The following is a 15,634-nucleotide window of genomic DNA, read 5'->3' as shown; positions in this document are numbered from 1 at the left end:
CAATTAAAAACAAATTTTTCAATTTATTTACAAACCAAATATCGTTATTTATACTCGCCACCGATGCCACCCAGGCATTAATTAAAAAACATTTACGGAGAGTGTTATGAAAAAGCAATTTGGATTGCCTTTGCTATTGTCACTCGCAGCAATTTTTAGCCACGCTGGCTATTCGCAAACCATCAATACTACCGATGAAGCAGGCCCGCCGATCGAATTAGGTATGTCGGCGTTTGATTCACTGGAAAACAACAGCCCGTTGTCTGCGGCCAAAGACACGTCCCGCGCCTCCACCTCTGGCGCCTTGCGGGCCCCCGCTCCGGCGTTGTCACGGGTCGCCGTGTATGCTGTCGGTTCATCAACCTGCGGCTGGGAATACATGACGTCTGTTGGTCAGTTCTCAACTACCTGTGACCACGGCGGCGCCCAGCTCAGAGTCGTGGTGCAGGAAATTGGTTACGGCAGCAACCCCGTTGCCTGGATGAATGGCGGCGCATTGCCTCGTTCGGCTAATTATCAAAGTGACGCCATTTGTATTGTCGGGAATCAATATACCTTCCCTTGCCCGGCCGGATATACCGTTGTTGGCTGGATGCGTTATTACAATCTGGATGGGACTGATAACGGTCAGTTTAAATTCCAGGACACATCCACCAACGCGCCGAGAAATACATTATTCACACAGATCTATATTAATTAATTCGCCATCTGAACGGCCCGATTCGGGCCGTTCAATCTGAATAAAACACACATTATTAGTGTGTATATTCTGATTTAGAAATAGAAATCGCCCGCACATTGATATAAATGGAATGCGCTATTTCAAGAAACCCCAAAAAATAAAAATCCAGAGTCCGCAGCATGCATGGCTATGGATAGGAGTGACGGTAAAAATAGCGTCTTAATGAAGGAAGGGTGGGAAATAATCGTGATGGATGGGAACCTGGCGTTCAACAATCAGGGTTAGAACCTGAGAGATGGAGAGTGGCGATTACATTACAGGAACCGGTTTACCCACCTATCCGGCCGCTAATATGCGGATGGCATTGCTCAGCGCGGACAGGCGGGGGGTTAAACACTAAGGTGAATTACAACTGGGGGTTACTGCCCCGCTGCCACCAGCGCAGCATCAGGCGTTCCAGAGCATCGCCGGTGCTGCCGGTAAGGCGGTCCAATAGACGTTTGCGGCGGGTATAGCGCACGGCCAGCACTTCGTGGTTTTCCATTTCCGCGATCAGCAGATCGTCGCTGGTGCCGATAGCATCCACCAGCCCCATCGCTCTGGCCTGCGTGCCGAACCAGTGCTCGCCGGTAGCAACCGACTCAATATCCAGCGACGGGCGCATCTCGCTGACAAACTGTTTGAACAGCAGGTGCGTTTCATTCAATTCCTCGCGAAACTTCTCCCGGCCTTCTTCGGTATTTTCGCCGAACAACGTCAGGGTACGTTTGTACTGACCCGCAGTATGCAGTTCCACATCGATATCTTTGCTTTTCAGCAGCCGGTTGAAGTTGGGGATTTGCGCCACCACGCCAATCGACCCGACAATGGCGAACGGCGCCGCCACAATGCGATCCGCTACGCACGCCATCATATAGCCGCCGCTGGCCGCCACCTTGTCTACCGCCACCGTCAGGCGGATGCCGCGCTGACGAAACCGCTGCAGTTGCGAAGCCGCCAGCCCGTAGCCGTGCACCACACCGCCGGGGCTTTCCAGACGCAACAACACTTCATCTTCCGGCCGGGCCACCGCCAGCACTGCGGACACTTCTTCACGCAGCGAACTCACCTCACCGGCATCCATGCTGCCGTTAAAATCGAGCACATACAAACACGAACGAGCGGATTTCTCTTCCCCCCGTTTGGCGCGTTTCTTCTCCTGTTTGGCGGTTTCCTTTTCTTCTTTCTTCTGCTTTTTCTCCAGCAGGCTGCGCGCGGTATCGCTCATGGCGGCGGACTGCATCTCCTGCCGCATTTCGCGGTATTGTTCGCCCAGATTAATCACCTGCAGTTCGCCCTTTCGATGGCGCTTACGCTGCGTCATACCGACTGTCAGCACCACCAATGCGCCGATGGCGACGACAAGGGTGACGACTTTTGCCAGGAATAAACCATACTGAGAAAGTAATTCCACAAATACCGCCTTCATTGACCAATGTGATATATGACGTTGATTCTTCAACAACCATTACGGTTCCAGCGCGGCGCGCCGAACTTCTAACCTAACGTATGACGGACGCAATGGCGATGATCTTCATACATAAATCGTACTTTCCGCTGCTTTTTACCGCACAAACTGTGAGAAAACCGGACCTTCTGATTGAAAACACCTATTGTTTCAGGCATAAAACACCCATTATGGCTTTTTCGGAAACACCTCATCATCCCCGGATGATGACAGCCAGAGGACACCGTTTTGCATTACCAACCCAAGCATGACCTGCTGCAACACCGTATCATTCTGGTCACCGGCGCCGGTGACGGCATTGGCCGCGAAGCGGCGCTGACCTACGCGCGCCACGGTGCGAAACTGGTGTTGCTGGGGCGCACAGAGAGCAAACTGCAGGAGGTGGAACAACAGATCCTGCAGGAATGCGGCGTCCACAGTTATCTGATTCCCTGCGATATGCTGACCGCCAGCCATCATGATTTCATACAGATCGCTGGGCAGCTCGGCCAGGCGCTGCCGCGGCTGGACGGCGTATTGCATAATGCCGGTCTGCTGGGTGACGTCGTGCCGATGGAAGAACAATCCGCCACCGTCTGGCATCAGGTGATGCAAGTCAACGTTAACGCGACCTTTATGCTGACGCAGGCGCTGTTGCCGTTGTTGCTGAAATCAGCCAGCCCGTCGCTGATTTTCACCAGCTCCAGCGTCGGCCGTCAGGGGCGCGCCAACTGGGGCGCCTACTCGGTATCCAAATTCGCCACCGAAGGCATGATGCAGGTACTGGCCGAGGAATACCGCAACCGCAACCTAAGGGTCAACTGCATCAATCCGGGCGGTACCCGCACATCAATGCGTGCCGCCGCGTTTCCCGATGAAGATCCGAATAAACTCAAAACCCCGGCCGACATCATGCCGCTTTACCTGTATTTAATGGGGGATGACAGCCGTCGCAAAACCGGCATGAGTTTCGATGCCCAACCCGGCCGCAAGCCCGGCCTGGCCGAGTGATTAAGCAAAGGATACCGACGCATGAGCGACGATCGCCATCAGCAACGACAGCAACGGCTGAAGGAAAAAGTAGACGCCCGCATCGCCGCCGCCACTGACGTGCGCGGCATAGTGATGGTGTTTACCGGCAACGGCAAAGGCAAGACCACCGCAGCCTTCGGCACCGTAACCCGGGCGGTGGGCCACGGTCTGAAAGCCGGGGTGATCCAGTTCATCAAAGGCGAATGGCCAAACGGCGAGAAAAATCTGCTGCAACAGCACGGGGTGGAATTTCAGGTGATGGCGACCGGTTTTACCTGGGAAACCCAAAATCGTCAGACCGACACCGATGCGGCCAGAGGTGTCTGGCAGCATGGATTACGTATGCTGGCGGATGACTCGCTCGATCTGGTGGTGCTCGACGAGTTGACCTACATGATCAGCTACGACTATTTACCGCTGGATGACGTGATTACCGCCCTGCAACAGCGCCCGGCGCACCAGAGCGTTATCATTACCGGCCGCGGCTGCCATCGTGATGTACTGGAACTGGCGGATACGGTGACGGAAATGCGCCCTATGAAGCACGCCTTTGATGCCGGCATTCAGGCTCAGCAAGGTATTGACTGGTAGGATAAAACAGGACGACGCTGCACCAGCGGCGCAGCGTTAAACAGACGGGTTAACCGTTACGCTTCGGCGCGCTACGGCGGCCGGCGGCCGGGCGGTTACTGACGCCCACCTGGCTGTGACGTTTCACCGCACGGCGGATCTGATTGGCTTTCACCCGGCGCCGCTCACGCTCCACCGGCAATTTGCTGACCGTTTCCGGCGTCAGTTGCACCAGTTCACGCAGGTAGTTGACGTCGGTCAGGCCCATCTCCATCCAGCCGCCGCGCGGCAATCCTTTCGGCAACTGAATGTCGCCGTAGCGCACGCGAATCAGCCGGCTAACCTGCACGTCGACCGCTTCCCACAAACGACGCACTTCGCGGTTGCGGCCTTCGGTCAGGGTCACGTTGTACCACTGGTTCAACCCTTCGCCCCCCTGATAGCGGATCGAGCGGAACGCCGCCGGACCGTCTTCCAGTTGTACGCCTTTACTCAGTTGACGAATTTTGTCATCGCCCACTTCGCCGAACACGCGCACGGCATACTCACGTTCCACTTCACGGCTGGGGTGCATCAGGCGATTCGCCAGCTCGCCGTCAGTCGTGAACAGCAACAGGCCGGAGGTATTCACATCCAGACGCCCTACCGCTACCCAGCGGTATCCCTGAATTCGCGGCAGACGGTCAAATACCGTTGGCCGTCCTTCCGGGTCGCTGCGGGTACAGAGTTCCCCTTCCGGCTTGTAATACATCAGCACACGGCACACGGCTTCTTCGGTTTCGCGCACCGACACCACATGCCCGTCAATACGAATTTTGGTCGCCCGGGTAACCTCAACGCGGTCCCCCAGCGTGGCAATCTTGCCGTCAACGCTAATGCGCCCGGCTTCAATCATACTTTCAATTTCGCGGCGTGAACCGTGCCCTGCACGCGCCAGCACTTTCTGTAGCTTTTCGCTCATTGAGCAACCTCTGTGTCGCCTTCACAGGCGTCGGGGGGAATGTCATGATGACCAGAAATCGCGTTAACTCATGAAAAATAAAGAGTTAACGCATATTTTCGCGATTATACCCTGATTTGTGCCGTTTGTATGCCAAATGTTAGCGGAGATGAATACGCATTGGGAAACGCCATTACGGCGTTTCTGCGTTACAGAAATGGCGTCACATCGCCGGTGCCTTCGCGCACCACCACCGGCACGGATTCGGTCAGATCGATAACCGTAGTGGGCTGTTGCCCCAGAAAACCGCCGTGAATGACCAAATCCACCCGTTTGCCCAGTTGTTCCTGAATTTCTTCCGGATCGGACTCGGCGAAATCGTTGCCCGGCAACATCAGCGTGGTCGACATCAGCGGCTCATTCAACGCCGCCAGCAATTCCAGCGCAATCGGATTGGACGGCACGCGCATGCCGATGGTTTTGCGTTTCTCATTCATCAGGCGACGCGGCACTTCCTTAGTCGCTTTGAGAATGAAGGTGTAATTGCCGGGGGTATTATTCTTGATCAACCGGAACGCGGCGTTATCCACATAGGCGTAAGAAGATAACTCCGACAGATCGCGGCACATCAGGGTGAAATTATGGTTCTGATCCAGATCACGAATGCGGCAGATGCGCTCCATCGCCGCTTTATCCTCCAGCATGCACCCTAGCGCGTACCCTGAATCGGTGGGGTACACAATTACCCCGCTTTTGTGCAGGATTTCCACCGTCTGGTTGATCAGCCGCGGTTGCGGGTTCTGCGGGTGAATATAGAAAAACTGACTCATGCTACGTCCTCTGCCTTCTGAAAACGTACACCCCGTCAGGCGACACCGCCATAACGGGTTGAACGAATGCTGTCGTGATATCTACCGGGGTTTAATCGGCCAACGCCGGATGTTGCCAGACCGGATCCACGCCGGCGGGCAGCCACAATTTTCGTCCCAGTTCTATCCAGGCGCAGGGCTGATGAAAATCCGACCCCTGCGACCCCAGCAAATGGTAGTCCTGCGCATAACGCGCCAAATGCGAACGCTCGTCCGGCGCCTGTTGACACTGGGCTATTTCCATCGCTTCTCCGCCGCACCCGGCAAAATGCCCGATCAACCGTTTCAGCCACTTGGCGGTCAGGTCATAACGGCCGGGATGCGCCAGCACCGCGACCCCGCCCGACTGGCGGATAGCGTCCACGGCTTGCTGTATTGTACACCACTGCGGCGGCACATAACCGGTTTTCCCTTTAGCCAGGTACTTTTTGAACACCTGCGCCACCGTGGCGGCTTTCCCTAATTCCACCAGATAACGCGCGAAATGCCCGCGCGTTATCATGCCGCCTTCCGCCAGCCGGGACGCCCCCGCCAGCGCATCCGGAATCAGCGCCTTTTCCAGCCGCTGCGCAATCTGCACGGCCCGCTGCTCGCGGTACTGCACCTGCTGTTGCAGTAATGACGTCAGCGCCGGATGTCGGCAATCCAGCCCCAGCCCGACGATATGGATCTCATGGTTTTCCCACACGGTGGAAATCTCGACGCCGGAAATCAACCGCAACGGCAGCGCCTGCTGCTGAATAGCGGTCTGCGCCTCATCCAGCGCCGCGGTAGTGTCGTGATCGGTGATCGCCAGCACGCTGACGCGCATGCTCACCGCGCGCTGCACCAGCTCGGTTGGCGTCAGCAAACCGTCGGAAGCCGTGGTGTGGCTGTGCAGATCATACAGGGGAAACGTCGGTGATACCGGCAACTCGTCTGGCACGTCAGGTGTCTCTCTGTTCAGGGAATTTCAGGCGGCATGATGCCACCAACCTCGCTAAAAAGGAAAAAAGATCGGTGGGCCCGATGTGGGTTGTCGGCCAGCCATCTACAGCCGGACATCTCCCCGAAAAAATCGTGTGAAATGTTATTGACTTCCCTTTCCCGTTCCAGTTAACTAGTACACAAGTTCAAACGTAGCGATAAATGAGGACAATGGCGATGACGGTAATGACCCTAACCCTGAAAAATCATGCTGGTTGGTGGCGCTTCTCCCTGTTGCGGGCGAAGTGATGACGCATAGCCATTATCTGACATGCATATCCTGAAGCCCGCTGATTAGCGGGTTTTTTTATGGACAAAATACGAGTAGACATCATGCAAATACCACAACCTGAACTTGAGCTGCTGCGCGTCGGTGCCGAATACCGCAACGACCCCAGCGCGATGTTCCACCAGCTGTGCGGCGCCCGCCCGGCAACCCTGCTGCTGGAGTCGGCGGAAATCGACAGCAAACAGAATCTGCAAAGCCTGCTTATCGTCGACAGCGCCCTGCGTATTACCGCCCTCGGACCACAGGTGTCGATTCAGGCGCTGACCGCCAACGGCGCGTCGCTGTTGCCGCTGTTGGATAACGCACTGCCTGCTGATGTCATCGTCGATGCGCGTCCGAACAGCCGCGAACTGACCTTCCCGACCATCGATATCATGCAGGACGAAGACGCGCGTCTGCGCTCCCTGTCGGTATTTGACGCGCTGCGCCAACTGCTGGCGCTGGTGGCATGCCCGGAGCATGAGCGTGAGGCCATGTTCTTCGGCGGGCTGTTCGCCTACGATCTGGTGGCGGGTTTCGAAAGTCTGCCGCCGCTCAGCCAGCAACAACGTTGCCCGGATTACTGCTTCTACCTGGCCGAAACCCTGCTGGTGGTGGACCATCAACAACGCGCTACCCATCTGCAGGCCAGCCTGTTTACCCCTAACGCCGCGGAACGTCAGCGCCTGCAACAGCGTCTGGAGCAGTTGCAGCATCAGTTGCGCCAGCCGGCCCCGGCGTTGCCGTGCCAGACGGTGGACACCATGACGCTGGCCTGTAACCAGAGCGATGAAGATTACGGCGCCGTGGTCAGCCAGATGCAGCAGGCGATCCGCATCGGCGAAATTTTCCAGGTGGTGCCGTCCCGCCGCTTCTCGCTGCCGTGCCCGTCGCCGCTGGCCGCCTACCAGACCCTGAAAGACAACAACCCCAGTCCTTACATGTTCTACATGCAGGATCAGGATTTCACCCTGTTCGGCGCGTCGCCGGAAAGTTCGCTCAAATACGACGCCGCCAGCCGCCAGATCGAAATCTATCCCATCGCCGGCACTCGCCCGCGCGGCCGCCACGCCGACGGCTCGCTGGACCGGGATCTGGACAGCCGTATCGAGCTGGAAATGCGTACCGATCATAAAGAACTGGCCGAACACCTGATGCTGGTGGACCTGGCCCGCAACGATCTGGCGCGAATCTGCGAACCCGGCAGCCGCTATGTGGCGGACCTGACCAAAGTAGACCGCTATTCGTTCGTGATGCATCTGGTGTCCCGCGTAGTCGGCACCCTGCGCGCGGATCTGGACGTGCTGCACGCCTACCGCGCCTGCATGAACATGGGCACGTTGAGCGGCGCCCCCAAAGTACGCGCCATGCAGCTGATCGCGGAAAGCGAGAAAACCCGCCGCGGCAGTTACGGCGGCGCAGTGGGCTACTTCACCGCCCGCGGCGACCTCGACACCTGCATCGTGATCCGCTCCGCTTACGTGGAAGACGGCATCGCCACCGTGCAGGCCGGCGCCGGCGTAGTGCTGGATTCCCACCCGCAGGCTGAGGCCGATGAAACCCGTAACAAAGCCCGCGCGGTTCTGCGCGCGATTGCCAGTGCGCATCATGCCCGGGAGGTGTTCTGATGGCCGATATCCTGTTGCTCGATAATATCGACTCTTTTACCTATAACCTGGTCGACCAGCTGCGCGCCAGCGGCCATAACGTGGTGGTGTACCGCAATCAACTGCCTGCCGATGTCATTATCGACCGACTGCAGCAGATGGAAAAACCGGTGCTGATGCTCTCGCCCGGCCCCGGAACGCCGTCTGAAGCCGGCTGCATGCCGGCACTGCTGCAACGCCTAAGCGGTCAGTTGCCGATCATCGGCATCTGTCTGGGCCATCAGGCTATCGTTGAAGCCTACGGCGGTCATGTCGGTCAGGCCGGTGAAATTCTGCATGGCAAAGCCTCCAGCATTGAGCACGACGGTCAGGCGATGTTCAGCGGCTTGCCCAACCCGCTGCCGGTGGCGCGTTACCACTCGCTGGTTGGCAGCGACATCCCGGCCGAACTGGTGATTAACGCCAGTTTTAACGGCATGGTGATGGCGGTGCGCCATGACGAGCATCGCGTTTGCGGTTTCCAGTTCCACCCGGAATCCATCCTCACCACTCACGGCGCACGTCTGCTGAACCAGACGCTGGACTGGGCACTGGCCTGATTTGACGGAGACACCACTGATGCAACCGATTCTTGAAAAACTGTACCGCGCCGACATCCTGAGTCAGGCAGAAAGCCAGCAGTTGTTTGCCGCCATCATTCAGGGCGAACTGGATCCGACGCAACTGGCGGCGGCGCTGATCAGCATGAAGGTACGCGGCGAGCACCCGGATGAAATCGCCGGGGCCGCCACCGCGCTGCTGGCCGACGCCAAGCCGTTCCCGCGCCCGGACTACCTGTTCGCGGACATCGTCGGCACCGGCGGCGACGGCACCAACAGCATCAACATCTCCACCGCCAGCGCGTTTGTGGCCGCCGCCTGTGGACTAAAGGTCGCCAAGCACGGCAACCGCAGCGTCTCCAGCCGTTCCGGCTCGTCGGATTTGCTGTCGGCGTTCGGCATCAAGCTCGATATGTCGGCTGAGGTATCACGTCAGGCGCTGGACGATCTGGGGGTATGCTTTCTGTTTGCGCCGCAATACCACACCGGTTTCCGTCACGCGATGCCGGTGCGCCAGCAGTTGAAAACCCGTACCGTGTTCAACGTGCTGGGGCCGCTGATCAACCCGGCCCGCCCGCCGTTGGCGCTGATCGGTGTCTACCGGCCGGAACTGGTACGGCCAATCGCCGAAACCCTGAAAGTGCTGGGATACCAGCGCGCGGCCGTGGTGCACGGCGGCGGTATGGATGAAGTCGCCATCCATGCGCCGACACAGGTTGCCGAACTGCGTGACGGTCAGGTGGAAACCTACCAGCTGACGCCTCATGATTTCGGGCTGGACTCCTTCGCACTGGATGATTTGCTGGGCGGCACGCCGGAAGAAAACCGTGATATTCTGGCTCGATTGCTTCAGGGTAAGGGCCAACCGGCGCACGGCGCGGCTGTCGCGTCCAATGTGGCGCTGTTGCTGAAATTGTTCGGACAGGAAGATCTGCGGCAGAATGCCCGACAGGCGCTGGACGTGATTCACAGCGGTCAGGCTTACCAGCGCGTGCTGGAACTGGCAGCCAGAGGATGATGAAGAAAATGCAGGAAACCGTATTAACCAAAATTGTGCGCGACAAAGCGCAGTGGATCGCCGAACGGCAGCAACGACAGCCGCTCGACAGCTTTCAGTCACAGGTAACACCCAGTTCGCGCCACTTCTATCAGTCGCTGAAACAGGCCAATCCGGCGTTTATTCTGGAGTGCAAAAAAGCCTCGCCCTCCAAGGGGTTGATTCGCGCCGATTTCGACCCGGTCGCAATTGCGCGAGTTTATCAGGATTACGCGTCCGCCATTTCGGTACTGACCGACGAGAAGTATTTCCAGGGCGATTTTGCTTTTCTGACCCAGGTCAGCGCGGCGGTTGCTCAGCCGGTGCTGTGCAAGGACTTCATTATCGACCCGTACCAGATCTATCTGGCCCGTTACTATCAGGCCGACGCGATTCTGCTGATGCTGTCGGTACTGGATGATGAACAGTATCGCCGGCTGGCGCAGGTAGCGCACAGCCTGAATATGGGCATCCTAACGGAAGTCAGCAACGAAGCCGAACTGGAACGCGCTATCGCGCTGGAAGCGCGCGTGGTCGGCATCAACAACCGCGACCTGCGCGACCTCTCTATCGACCTTAACCGTACCCGCACGCTGGCGCCGCGTCTGCCTGCCGGCGTGACGGTAATCAGCGAATCCGGCATCAGCCGTCATGCCCATATTCAGGAACTGAGCCAGTACGCCAATGGTTTTCTGATCGGCAGTTCGCTAATGGAAGAAGACGACCTGACGCTGGCGGTACGCCGGGTCATCCTCGGGGAAAACAAAGTGTGCGGGTTGACCCGGCCCGACGATGCCGCCGCGGCCTTTCAGGCGGGCGCGGTGTACGGCGGGTTGATTTTTGTCGCCAGTTCCCCGCGCTGCGTGACACCGTCACAGGCACGTGCCGTGATGGCGGGCGCGCCTTTGCGTTATGTCGGGGTATTCCGTAACGCGCCGCTGGCCGACATCGTGACAACCGCAGCGTCGCTCCAGCTGATGGCCGTACAGTTACACGGCAGCGAAGACGAAACCGCCATCGCCGCCTTACGTGAACAACTGCCCGCTGCCTGCCAGATCTGGAAAGCGCAAAGCGTCGGCGACACACTGCCCCCGCTGGCGCTGGCGCAGGTTGACCGGGTGCTGCTCGACAACGGTCAGGGCGGCAGCGGTCAGTCGTTCGACTGGTCATTGCTGCAGGGTCAATCGCTGCAGCAGGTGCTGCTGGCCGGCGGACTCGGCCCGGACAACGTGGCGCAGGCCGCGACACTCGGCGCCGCCGGGCTGGATTTCAACTCTGGCGTAGAGTCGCAACCCGGCATCAAAGATCCGCAGAAAATCGCGGCGGTATTCCGGACGCTGCGTACGGCGCAACCCCGCCGTACCTCTCATGAATAACAAGATACAGGCTGATTATGACGTTACTTAATCCTTATTTTGGTGAATTTGGTGGTCAGTACGTACCACAGATCCTGATGCCGGCTCTGCGCCAGTTGGAAGAGGCATTTGTCAGCGCGCAGCGTGACCCGGCGTTCCAGGCTGAGTTCAGCGACCTGCTGAAGAACTACGCCGGGCGGCCGACAGCGCTGACCCTGTGTAAAAACCTGACCGCAGGCACCCGAACCAAACTCTATCTGAAACGCGAAGACCTGCTGCACGGCGGCGCGCACAAGACCAATCAGGTACTGGGGCAAGCGCTGCTGGCGAAGCGTATGGGTAAAACCGAAATCATCGCCGAAACCGGCGCCGGCCAACATGGCGTCGCCACCGCGCTAGCCTGCGCCCTGCTGGGGTTGAAATGCCGCGTCTACATGGGCGCCAAGGACGTAGAGCGCCAGTCGCCGAACGTGTTCCGTATGCGATTGATGGGCGCAGAAGTCATTCCGGTGCACAGCGGCTCCGCCACCCTGAAAGACGCCTGCAACGAAGCGCTACGCGACTGGTCCGGCAGCTATGAGACCGCTCATTACCTGCTGGGGACTGCCGCCGGCCCACACCCTTACCCCACCATCGTGCGGGAATTTCAGCGCATGATCGGGGAAGAAACCAAAGCCCAGGTGAAAGAAAAAGAAGGTCGTCTGCCGGATGCGGTGCTGGCCTGCGTCGGCGGCGGTTCCAACGCCATCGGCATGTTTGCTGATTTCATTGACGAGCCGTCCGTGCGTTTGATCGGCGTGGAACCGGCAGGTCTGGGTATCGAAACCGGGCAGCACGGCGCACCGCTGAAACATGGCCGCGTCGGTATCTACTTCGGTATGAAATCACCGATGATGCAGACCGAAGACGGTCAAATCGAAGAGTCGTACTCTATTTCGGCCGGTCTGGACTTCCCCTCCGTCGGGCCGCAGCACGCACACCTGAACAGCATCGGGCGGGCGGATTATGTGTCGATCACCGACGATGAAGCGTTGAACGCATTCCGGGAATTGTCGCGTCACGAAGGGATTATCCCGGCGCTGGAATCCTCCCATGCGCTGGCCCACGCGCTGAAAATGATCAAAGCGGAACCGGAAAAAGAGCAAATTCTGGTGGTCAACCTGTCCGGCCGTGGCGATAAAGACATTTTTACGGTTCACGACATTCTGAAATCCCGGGGAGAGATTTGATGGAACGCTACCACGCTTTGTTTAAACGACTGTCGGAAAAACAGGAAGGGGCGTTTGTGCCGTTTGTTACGCTGGGCGACCCTTCCCCCGAGCTTTCGCTGCGCATTATCGATACGCTGGTGGCCGCGGGTGCGGACGCGCTGGAATTGGGGATCCCGTTCTCCGATCCGCTGGCGGATGGCCCGACCATTCAGAACGCCACGCTGCGCGCGTTCGCCGCCGGCGTGACCCCGGCCCACTGTTTTGAAATGCTGGCGACCATCCGCCAGAAATACCCTGACCTGCCGATCGGCTTGCTGATGTACGCCAACCTGGTGTTCAGCAATGGTATCGACGCTTTTTATCAGCGTTGCGCCGAAACCGGCGTTGACTCGGTGTTGGTAGCCGACGTACCGCTGGAAGAATCCGCGCCGTTTCGCACTGCGGCAATGAAGCATGGCGTCGCGCCAATCTTCATCTGCCCGCCGAATGCGGATGACGACCTGCTGCGTGAAGTGTCATCCTTCGGCCGCGGCTATACTTACCTGCTCTCCCGGGCCGGCGTAACTGGCGCAGAAACCCGCGCCCAACTGCCGCTGCACCATCTGCTGGAAAAACTGCAGGAATACCATGCGGCTCCGCCGCTGCTGGGTTTTGGCATTTCCGAACCGGCTCAGGTGCAAAAAGCGCTGGAATCCGGTGCCGCCGGCGCCATCTCTGGTTCCGCGATTGTCAAAATCATCGAGCAATACCATTCCCAGCCGGATGAAATGCTCGCAAAACTGACCGATTTTGTCCGCGGCATGAAAGCCGCCACCCGCGCACGTTAATCCCGCCAGACCTTCCCGCCATAGCCTGTTTTCCCGGCTATGGCGTTTTATTGTTCTTATTCTTATCAAATATTCCTGCCCATCACCGCAGAGGCTCGTGGATAGCCCCGGCACATTTACGCTATGCGCGTGGCTCAGCGTACAACATGACAATCTGGCGTCACGTCACAAAATGACAAACATACTCATAATTATGAATTTATTAAGAAGAAGTAAAAAAAGTTAAAAGCGCCAAAAACCAGAAACAAAAAACACAGAGTCAATAAGTTAAATGGTTTCCAAATATTAATCTTGTAAAAATAGATATCAAATAAATTCAAAAAATGAAATATTGTATTTGGTTTTATTGAAACGCCTTTTTATTTCTGTAGACATAGATTCATTGCTATGTAAATAGACGCCCATCACACAAATAAAATGGCTTTTCATTTTTTTGAGTTTGCCGTTCCGGATCACACATTTGTAAGCAGAGATAAATAAAAATCGGTTCCGTGCTGCGCTATGTCCGCAGCACAACACTAATAAGAATGATCTCTGAGAGGGTTATAGCGATGAAATTTAAAATTCTGACAGTGATGGTTGCATCTTTGGTAAGTATGAGCTCAATGGCGGTCACATTCGATTACCGCCATGAAATGCAGGACACCAAAAGTGCCGATCACAAAGATCGACTGCTGATTTCACACCGTTTTGAGAATGGGTTCGGTTTGTCTTCTGAAGTGAAATGGAAACAATCCAGCAATGACTCCACGCCAAACAAACCTTATAACGAGCAAGTAAGTAATGGCACCGAAGTTACTGCCAGCTATCAGTACAAATTCAATAAAATGTTTAATGCCGAGGCCGGTTTCAACCTGGTTTCCGACAATACGGGCAACACCTATCGTCCTTATATCAAAGGCGGCGTAAACTTTACCGATAGCCTTTACTATACCCTGCGTTATCGTCCTTTCTACCAGCGTTTCAGCAGCAGCATCAATACCCCGACCCCTGCTGATAACACCAATATGAAGGGTTATACCATCACCAGCGTGCTGGGATACAAATTCCTGGACAACTTCACCGTTGAATACGAACTGGAATACAATAAAAACACCAAAGCGGGTGCCGCAGGCTATCGCTTCGACAATGATAGCGACAACTTTACGCATGACGTGAAGCTGGCCTATAAAATCGACAAAAACTGGACCCCGTATGTTCAGGTCGCCAACGTTGAAGGCTCTAAAGTTACTGACGAACGTCAGACCCGTTACCGCGTCGGTGTTCAGTACAACTTCTAATACCGCCCCGGTTATCACCTGACGTAAAAAAGGCGGAACTCCGGTTCCGCCTTCTCTTTTTGTTTTCTACTTCGCTTATCAGAATTTATAACCGAAGCCAAACATAAATACCCAGGGATCCAGACGAGTTTTGATACTCTGATCCTGGCCGGCTGCCTTGAATTTCACGGTGGTGTCGATATCCATCCACCATACCGACATATTCAACAGCCAGTTTTTATTCAGGTTGTAATCCAGACCGGCCTGCGCGGCAACGCCCCAGGAGTTTTTCAGGCTCAGGTCGCTCAACCCGGCGTCTTTACCCGTCTGGTTAAATTTCTCGTCAAAGAACATGGTGTAGTTCAGACCGACACCCAGATAAGGGCGCAGCTTGTCCGTACTCTGCCCAAAATAATACTGCGCCATCAGCGTCGGCGGCAGGTGTTTAACTTCGGCGATCGGCCCAACATTGCCTACGCCGACCTTGTGCTGGAACGGCGTCGCAGCCAGCAGTTCCACGCCGATATTATCCGTCACCATGTAGCCAAGGGTCAGTCCCAGTTGGGTATTGTTATCCACGTTGAATGAACCCAACCCCAACACATTGTCCGAGCTTTCAACCGGGCGTACCGTCGCCGTTCCAGTACGAACAATCACATCGCCAGCCTGATGAGCTTGCGCCAATGCCGGCATCAACGCGGCAGCCATCATCAATAAAGAAACCTTCTTCATTATCCACTCCATTTGTAAGGTTAATATCCGGGCGAACTATACCCACTAAGGGGTATTTTTGTTTGAAGCCAGATCACATCCTGGCAGGATTTTTGCGACATTATGTCATCAATCAAAACACCCCAAGTCTCTAAAAAACAAAGAATTGATCCAAATCAAAAAGCACAGAAAAGACCAATTTTGCATCAGTACAAA

The 15,634-nt window shown here is 56.4% G+C and carries 13 protein-coding genes, 1 pseudogene and 1 other annotated feature; of the genes and pseudogenes, 9 read left to right on the top strand and 5 right to left on the bottom strand.

Features of this window, described 5'->3' with window-relative positions; all coding sequences use genetic code 11:
* Window positions 1-106: 106 nt before the first annotated feature.
* Entirely contained in the window at window positions 107-700 is a 594-nt protein-coding gene (locus CPA59_RS11075) for a YolA family protein (protein ID WP_107759347.1), read from the top strand.
* Between the two features lie 388 nt (window positions 701-1,088).
* Here the strand turns inward: CPA59_RS11075 and sohB are convergent, their stop codons facing one another.
* Window positions 1,089-2,135, bottom strand: a complete 1,047-nt coding sequence (sohB, locus tag CPA59_RS11070; RefSeq protein ID WP_038920965.1) for a protease SohB — start codon at window positions 2,133-2,135, stop codon at window positions 1,089-1,091.
* A 282-nt stretch (window positions 2,136-2,417) separates the two neighbouring features.
* Here sohB and CPA59_RS11065 point away from each other — a divergent pair, with 282 nt between their 5' ends.
* Together CPA59_RS11065 and cobO are read left to right on the top strand one after the other, a co-directional pair.
* Entirely contained in the window at window positions 2,418-3,179 is a 762-nt protein-coding gene (locus tag CPA59_RS11065) for a YciK family oxidoreductase (protein WP_038919023.1), read from the top strand.
* A 21-nt stretch (window positions 3,180-3,200) separates the two neighbouring features.
* Complete coding sequence (cobO, locus tag CPA59_RS11060) at window positions 3,201-3,791, top strand: cob(I)yrinic acid a,c-diamide adenosyltransferase (RefSeq protein WP_049853972.1); 591 nt, start codon at window positions 3,201-3,203, stop codon at window positions 3,789-3,791.
* A 49-nt stretch (window positions 3,792-3,840) separates the two neighbouring features.
* Here the strand turns inward: cobO and rluB are convergent, their stop codons facing one another.
* The 3 genes from rluB to CPA59_RS11045 form a co-directional block, all read right to left on the bottom strand.
* Entirely contained in the window at window positions 3,841-4,731 is an 891-nt protein-coding gene (gene rluB / locus CPA59_RS11055; RefSeq protein WP_038658786.1) for a 23S rRNA pseudouridine(2605) synthase RluB, read from the bottom strand.
* Between the two features lie 188 nt (window positions 4,732-4,919).
* Window positions 4,920-5,540, bottom strand: a complete 621-nt coding sequence (locus CPA59_RS11050; RefSeq protein WP_038919022.1) for an L-threonylcarbamoyladenylate synthase — start codon at window positions 5,538-5,540, stop codon at window positions 4,920-4,922.
* 91 nt (window positions 5,541-5,631) lie between these two features.
* Window positions 5,632-6,504 (bottom strand): PHP domain-containing protein, encoded by an 873-nt coding sequence (locus CPA59_RS11045; RefSeq protein WP_049853970.1) that lies wholly within the window; start codon window positions 6,502-6,504, stop codon window positions 5,632-5,634.
* A gap of 251 nt (window positions 6,505-6,755) precedes the next feature.
* Window positions 6,756-6,856: a sequence feature (Trp leader region), on the top strand.
* 22 nt (window positions 6,857-6,878) lie between these two features.
* On the opposite strand from CPA59_RS11045, the gene CPA59_RS11040 reads away from it, so the two are divergent.
* The 6 genes and pseudogenes from CPA59_RS11040 (at window position 6,879) to CPA59_RS11010 (ending at window position 14,728) form a co-directional block, all read left to right on the top strand.
* Window positions 6,879-8,441, top strand: coding sequence for an anthranilate synthase component 1 (locus CPA59_RS11040; protein WP_038919020.1), 1,563 nt, complete (start codon window positions 6,879-6,881; stop codon window positions 8,439-8,441).
* Window positions 8,441-10,037 (top strand): annotated as a pseudogene (gene trpD, locus CPA59_RS23135) (bifunctional anthranilate synthase glutamate amidotransferase component TrpG/anthranilate phosphoribosyltransferase TrpD). The gene CPA59_RS11040 and the pseudogene trpD overlap by 1 nt, the downstream one beginning before the upstream one ends.
* A gap of 8 nt (window positions 10,038-10,045) precedes the next feature.
* Window positions 10,046-11,431, top strand: coding sequence for a bifunctional indole-3-glycerol-phosphate synthase TrpC/phosphoribosylanthranilate isomerase TrpF (gene trpCF, locus CPA59_RS11025; protein ID WP_107760805.1), 1,386 nt, complete (start codon window positions 10,046-10,048; stop codon window positions 11,429-11,431).
* Between the two features lie 17 nt (window positions 11,432-11,448).
* On the top strand, window positions 11,449-12,639 hold the full coding sequence (trpB, locus tag CPA59_RS11020; protein ID WP_100849539.1) for a tryptophan synthase subunit beta: 1,191 nt from the start codon (window positions 11,449-11,451) through the stop codon (window positions 12,637-12,639).
* Entirely contained in the window at window positions 12,639-13,448 is an 810-nt protein-coding gene (trpA, locus tag CPA59_RS11015; RefSeq protein ID WP_038919015.1) for a tryptophan synthase subunit alpha, read from the top strand. The genes trpB and trpA overlap by 1 nt, the downstream gene beginning before the upstream one ends.
* Window positions 13,449-13,999: 551 nt before the next feature.
* Window positions 14,000-14,728 carry an oligogalacturonate-specific porin KdgM family protein gene (locus CPA59_RS11010; RefSeq protein ID WP_049853967.1) on the top strand — a complete coding sequence of 243 codons (729 nt, stop codon included), beginning with the start codon at window positions 14,000-14,002 and terminating at the stop codon, window positions 14,726-14,728.
* A 78-nt stretch (window positions 14,729-14,806) separates the two neighbouring features.
* Here CPA59_RS11010 and ompW read toward each other — a convergent pair whose 3' ends face one another.
* A complete protein-coding gene (gene ompW, locus CPA59_RS11005) occupies window positions 14,807-15,439 on the bottom strand; it encodes an outer membrane protein OmpW (protein ID WP_013317880.1) in 633 nt (210 codons plus the stop codon).
* Between the last annotated feature and the right edge of the window lie 195 nt (window positions 15,440-15,634).

The organism is Dickeya sp. Secpp 1600, from assembly GCF_003049805.1.
GTDB classification, from domain to species: domain Bacteria; phylum Pseudomonadota; class Gammaproteobacteria; order Enterobacterales; family Enterobacteriaceae; genus Dickeya; species Dickeya fangzhongdai.
This window is presented reverse-complemented; position numbering and strand designations above follow the sequence as displayed.

Excerpts from the sequence above, each read along its gene's own strand:
- CPA59_RS11075 (WP_107759347.1), top strand. The coding sequence starts at position 107 with ATGAAAAAGCAATTTGGATTGCCTTTGCTATTGTCACTCGCAGCAATT.
- cobO (WP_049853972.1), top strand. The coding sequence starts at position 3,201 with ATGAGCGACGATCGCCATCAGCAACGACAGCAACGGCTGAAGGAAAAA.
- rluB (WP_038658786.1), bottom strand. The coding sequence starts at position 4,731 with ATGAGCGAAAAGCTACAGAAAGTGCTGGCGCGTGCAGGGCACGGTTCA.
- CPA59_RS11050 (WP_038919022.1), bottom strand. The coding sequence starts at position 5,540 with ATGAGTCAGTTTTTCTATATTCACCCGCAGAACCCGCAACCGCGGCTG.
- CPA59_RS11040 (WP_038919020.1), top strand. The coding sequence starts at position 6,879 with ATGCAAATACCACAACCTGAACTTGAGCTGCTGCGCGTCGGTGCCGAA.
- trpCF (WP_107760805.1), top strand. The coding sequence starts at position 10,046 with ATGCAGGAAACCGTATTAACCAAAATTGTGCGCGACAAAGCGCAGTGG.
- trpB (WP_100849539.1), top strand. The coding sequence starts at position 11,449 with ATGACGTTACTTAATCCTTATTTTGGTGAATTTGGTGGTCAGTACGTA.
- trpA (WP_038919015.1), top strand. The coding sequence starts at position 12,639 with ATGGAACGCTACCACGCTTTGTTTAAACGACTGTCGGAAAAACAGGAA.
- CPA59_RS11010 (WP_049853967.1), top strand. The coding sequence starts at position 14,000 with ATGAAATTTAAAATTCTGACAGTGATGGTTGCATCTTTGGTAAGTATG.
- ompW (WP_013317880.1), bottom strand. The coding sequence starts at position 15,439 with ATGAAGAAGGTTTCTTTATTGATGATGGCTGCCGCGTTGATGCCGGCA.